We start from the raw sequence: 4852 nt of genomic DNA, 5'->3' as shown, positions 1-4852 counted from the left end.
AGACTGAGTTTTGAGGCTCCAGCAGCAGCACTTGCCAGCGCAGCAAGCGTTGCAGTTGCTCAAAGCTCAGGGGGCACTCTAGGCCAGCCTGGATCTCTTGGACGGTGCGGATCCCGTCCACCTGTTGGAGAAAGGCGAAGGCTTCTTCGCTCAGGGAGATGGCTTCGTAAGCATAGTTGAAAATGCTCCGCCCCGGCCACAGGCCCAGACAGGGGCTGAGGTGGGCAATGGCTGATGCTACACTTTCCGGGCTTGTCCATTCCCAGCAGCGGATGGGGGGCTTGCCGAGAAACAGCTCGTAGTGGGCTACCACCGGATCCAGCAGCTCGATCAGGCGATAGCGTTCCGGTTCCGGCAGCTGAGCCGCCTGAGCCAGCAGGGCCTCGTCCTGGCCCAACACCCGTTCCAGCCGCCAAAACTCCGGGTTGGAAAAGCGTAAAAACTGCAGTCCAGAAGCCCGGATTAATTCAAACAGAGTCTCGATGGTGTAGTCCACTTCCTGGGGGTGCAGGTACATATCGGCGAAGCATTCGTCGTCCACGTTCTCGATGGCCCAGCGGGCCCGTTCTTGCTGCTGGATGCGGTTGGTTTCCGGCAAGATCTCGAAAAGGCGGCGGCCCACCTGGAGACCCCTCTGCAATTGCTCCGCCGAGGCAAGGGTCTGGTGTTCAGAACCCGTTACCAGCAGGCGGATGGCCTTTTGCATGAGGCGGATTTCGTGGCGGCCCAGCTCACCATACACAAACAGGTGCAAGAGCCCGCCGGGAGCCAATTTGCCGGCCAAAGCCTGCAGCCCCGCTAGCGGATCGGGCAGGTGGTGGAGCACGCCCACGCAGTTGATGAAGTCAAACTGCCCCGGCAGTTGGTCGATGTCGTAGACGTTGAGCTGGCGAAACTGCACCGGCGGTGCCTGGGAAGCCCGACAACGGGCCTCGGCAATCTCCAGGGCGCGGCTGCTCAGATCAAAGGCCCAAATTTCTGCGTTGGGGTTTTGGTGGGCAATGTATTCTGTTCCCACTCCCGAGCCACAGCCCGCATCCAGAATGCGCACCTTGCGCCGACCCGGATGGGATCCCGTACAAAAGGCATGGGCCTGGGGCCAACTCCAGCGCCAATTCCACCCTGGCGGGGGAACAGTGCCGACGGGCTGCGGGGGGAAAGGGTAGAGCTCGTAGAGCTGCCGCACTTGGTTGAGCACTTGTTCGGCGCTGGGGGAGTTGGGCTGCATGGACTATCTGTTGGAGCCAGCAAGACTATAGTGACAATATCCCCCTCCCAAACTCCTGCTGAGCCTACTGTTATGAAAGTGCTTCGCACTGCCAGCGCAAAAACTTCTTCTCATCCTCTGCAAACCGGCCTCACCTTCGACTGGATCAGGCTGACGGCTGAGCTCAAAAAGATTCTGGATCCCCAGCGGGTGATCAGCAAGCCGGAGGAGCTGCTGGTTTACGAATGCGATGGGCTGGTCAGCTACCGGCAAAGGCCGGCGCTGGTGGTGCTGCCCCGCACAACAGAAGAGGTAGCGCAGGTGGTGAAGCTGTGCAGCCGCTACCAGGTGCCCTTCGTGGCGCGGGGATCCGGTACGGGCCTCTCAGGGGGAGCCCTGCCGGTGGAAAATAGCGTCGTCATCGCCACCACCCTGATGAAGCAGATCCTGGAAATCGACCTGGACAACCGCTGCATGGTGGTGCAGCCGGGGGTTATTAACACTTGGATTACCCAGGCCGTGGCCGCCCAAGGCTACTTTTATGCGCCGGATCCCTCTAGCCAGTCGGTTTGCTCCATCGGAGGTAATGTGGCGGAGAACTCCGGCGGTGTTCACTGCCTCAAGTACGGCGTAACAGCCAACCACATTCTCGGCCTGACGGTGGTGCTGCCGGATGGGGAGGTGGTGTGCTGGGGAGGCAAGATCCCGGAGATGCCCGGCTACGACTGGGTGGGGCTGTTTGTGGGATCCGAGGGCACCCTGGGCATTGCCACCGAGATTACCCTGCGCTTGCTCAAGGCCCCGGCTCAAGTGCAGGTTTTGCTGGCAGACTTTGACAGTGTGGAAGCGGCGGGATCCACCGTCTCCGACATCATTGCTGCCGGGATCATCCCCGCCGGCCTGGAGATTATGGACAACTTCAGCATCAATGCCGTGGAGGATGTGGTGCAGTTGGGCTACTATCCGCGGGATGCGGCGGCCATTTTGTTGGTGGAGGTGGATGGGCTGGAACTGGAGGTGGAAGAAGCCAGCCAACAGGTGAGGGCGCTGTGCTTCAAAAATGGGGCGCGACAGGTGCAAGTCGCATCCGACCCGGAAGAGCGGGCGCGGGTGTGGAAAGGACGTAAGGCAGCATTTGCCGCCATGGGCAAGCTCAGCCCCAACTACTATGTTCAGGATGGGGTGATCCCCCGCAGCCAGCTAGCCTTTGTCTTGAAGGAAATCGAGCGCCTCAGCCGTGAGTACGGTTATCCGGTGGCCAATGTGTTTCACGCTGGCGACGGCAATCTGCACCCCTTGATCCTCTACGACGAGTCGGTGCCGGGATCCCTGGAGCAGGTGGAGAAACTGGGGGGCGAGATCCTTAAGCTCTGCGTGCGCTTGGGGGGCAGCATCTCCGGCGAACATGGCATCGGGGCAGACAAACGCTGCTACATGCCGGAAATGTTTACGCCTGCGGATCTGGAGAGCATGCAATGGGTGCGGCAGGTGTTCGACCCCCAGCACATCGCCAACCCCGGCAAGATCTTTCCCACCCCCCGCACCTGCGGTGAGTCAGCCCACGCCCACAGCCAACCAGAATGGCAAGGGATCCCAGTCTTTTGATTTTGAAAGTTTGAAGGTGCTCCGAACCGCTGGCGTGATGGGAATAGCCCTCAGGCTGGGATCAGCCGGCTTGGCGTTGCTGCTGCAGCTCGGCAAAGGCTCGACAGAAGTCTTCCTGTTGGATGACCAGGGTTTTGGCATCCACCGTCTCGGAAGTGGCGCGGTGGCGGCGGATGGCGGCAATGGCGGCGCGGTTGCTGAGCAGGGCCAGGTCGGCACCACTCCAACCTTCGGTCTGCTCGGCCCACCCCTGTAAGTCCACATCAGGCCCTAGGGGACGCTTGCGGTTGTGAACGGCCAAAATTTCCCGTCGCCCGCTGCGATCCGGCAGCTCCACGCTCAGGTGCAGCTCCAACCTGCCGGCCCGGGTGAGGGCGGGATCCAAACTGGCTTTGCGGTTGGTGGCGGCCACCACCAACACCCCCTGGCTGGGGCGGATCCCGTCCAGCTCTGCCAGCAGCTGCCCCAGAACGCGGTCGCTGACCCCACTATCCCCGGAGTAGCTTCCCCGCGCCGGGGCGAGGGTGTCGATCTCGTCGATGAAGATGACACAGGGGGCGCATTGGCGGGCGCGGGCAAAAAGTTCCCGTACCGCCTGCTCGGAGGATCCCACCCATTTGCTCAAGAGCTCCGGGCCGGAGACGGCAATGAAGTTAGCCTTGGCCTGGGAAGCGATGGCTTTGGCCAACAGGGTTTTGCCAGTGCCAGGGGGGCCGCTGAGGAGGATGCCCTTGGGCGCTTGGGCCTGAGCCTGCTCGTACAACTCAGGGTGCAGCAGGGATCCCTCGATGGCCTCTTGCAAAATCTGCTTGGCGTGCTCCAGGCCGCCAATTTGATCCCAGCTCACCTGCGGGGATTCAATCTCCACCGAGCGCAGCACCGCCGGCTTCACCTGTTGCAGAGCCTGTTGAAAATCTGCTGCGGTTACCGTCAGGGACTCGGGGATGGGGGATCCCAAATCGGGCACCTGCCGCCGCAAAGCCGCATAGGCTGCTGCCTGGCACAGGCCCCGCAGATCTGCCCCCACAAAGCCCAGCGTCTGATCCGCCAGGCTGTCCAGATCCACATCCTCCGCCAAGGGCATGCCGCGGGTGTGGATGGCCAGGATCTCCCGCCGCCCCTCCCGGTCCGGCACCTTGAAGATCACCTCCCGATCAAAGCGCCCCGGTCGCCGCAGAGCCGGATCCAGAGCCTCGGGCCGGTTGGTGGCTGCCAGCACCACGATCCCCTTTTGGGCCACAAACCCGTCCATCAGCCCCAGCATCTGGGCCACCAGGCGTTTTTCCACCTCCCCCTCGACAGTGGCGCGGTTGGGCACTAGGGCATCGATTTCGTCAATAAACACCAGACAGGGAGCCGATTTGGCTGCCTTTTCAAACAGTTGCCGCAGGCGCGCCTCCGCCTCGCCGTAGTACTTGCCGATCAGCTCCGGGCCGACAATGGCGATGTAGTTCACCCCCAGGCTCTCGGCCAGGGCGCGGGCCGTCAGGGTTTTGCCGGTGCCGGGGGGGCCTACCAACAACACGCCGCGGGGCGGATCCAACCCCAGCTTGGCCAGCAGATCGGGCCGCTTGAGGGGGATCTCCACCATCTCCCGCAGCGCTTGGAGCTGTTCCCTCAGTCCCCCCACATCCTTGAGGCGTGGCCCAGCCCAAGACTCTGGGCGGTCGGCAGAAGTTGCTGGCGGGTCGGGCACAGCGGCCTTGGACGGTTCCTGGAAGCGAACCGCAGACATCACTTGGGGCTCGCTGCTCCAGGGGGGATCCCCCGTTTGGGCAGGGCTGCGGCGGCGGGGGATGGAGCCGGAAGGGGGAATAGAACTGCCCAGAGGACGGGCCTGGATGCGGACTTCGGTTCGCAGCTCTCCACTTTGCTTTTTCTCGTCCAGCTTCTGAGCCAGCTCGATCAACTGCTCAATGCCCTGTACAAAGTCACTTAAATTGGCCATAGCCGGGATTTTCCATCCACACAAGTTATCTGCAAATTGACCCGCCAGAGGTGCTAACTCATCCCCTGCCTGGCCAGCTCAGGTGAGGAGAG

General features: G+C 62.2%; 3 protein-coding genes. 1 reads left to right on the top strand and 2 read right to left on the bottom strand.

All coding sequences use genetic code 11. The features are described from left to right. Window positions 1-1228, bottom strand: a 1228-nt coding sequence (locus tag NW820_RS10120; RefSeq protein WP_414407416.1) for a class I SAM-dependent methyltransferase, incomplete at its 3' end; no start/stop codon positions are given. A gap of 72 nt (window positions 1229-1300) precedes the next feature. Between NW820_RS10120 and glcD the strand changes: the two genes are divergently transcribed. After that, window positions 1301-2812, top strand: a complete 1512-nt coding sequence (gene glcD / locus NW820_RS10115; protein WP_414407415.1) for a glycolate oxidase subunit GlcD — start codon at window positions 1301-1303, stop codon at window positions 2810-2812. Window positions 2813-2873: 61 nt separating this feature from the next. Here glcD and NW820_RS10110 read toward each other — a convergent pair whose 3' ends face one another. Continuing rightward, window positions 2874-4760 (bottom strand): AAA family ATPase, encoded by a 1887-nt coding sequence (locus NW820_RS10110; RefSeq protein WP_011434384.1) that lies wholly within the window; start codon window positions 4758-4760, stop codon window positions 2874-2876. Window positions 4761-4852 lie beyond the last annotated feature (92 nt).

The sequence above is a fragment of the Synechococcus sp. R55.7 genome, assembly GCF_047461955.1.
Classification (GTDB): domain Bacteria; phylum Cyanobacteriota; class Cyanobacteriia; order Thermostichales; family Thermostichaceae; genus Thermostichus.
Note: the sequence above shows the minus strand (reverse complement) of the source record. Positions and strands in the feature narration are given on the sequence as shown.

Excerpts from the sequence above, each read along its gene's own strand:
- glcD (WP_414407415.1), top strand. The coding sequence starts at position 1,301 with ATGAAAGTGCTTCGCACTGCCAGCGCAAAAACTTCTTCTCATCCTCTG.
- NW820_RS10110 (WP_011434384.1), bottom strand. The coding sequence starts at position 4,760 with ATGGCCAATTTAAGTGACTTTGTACAGGGCATTGAGCAGTTGATCGAG.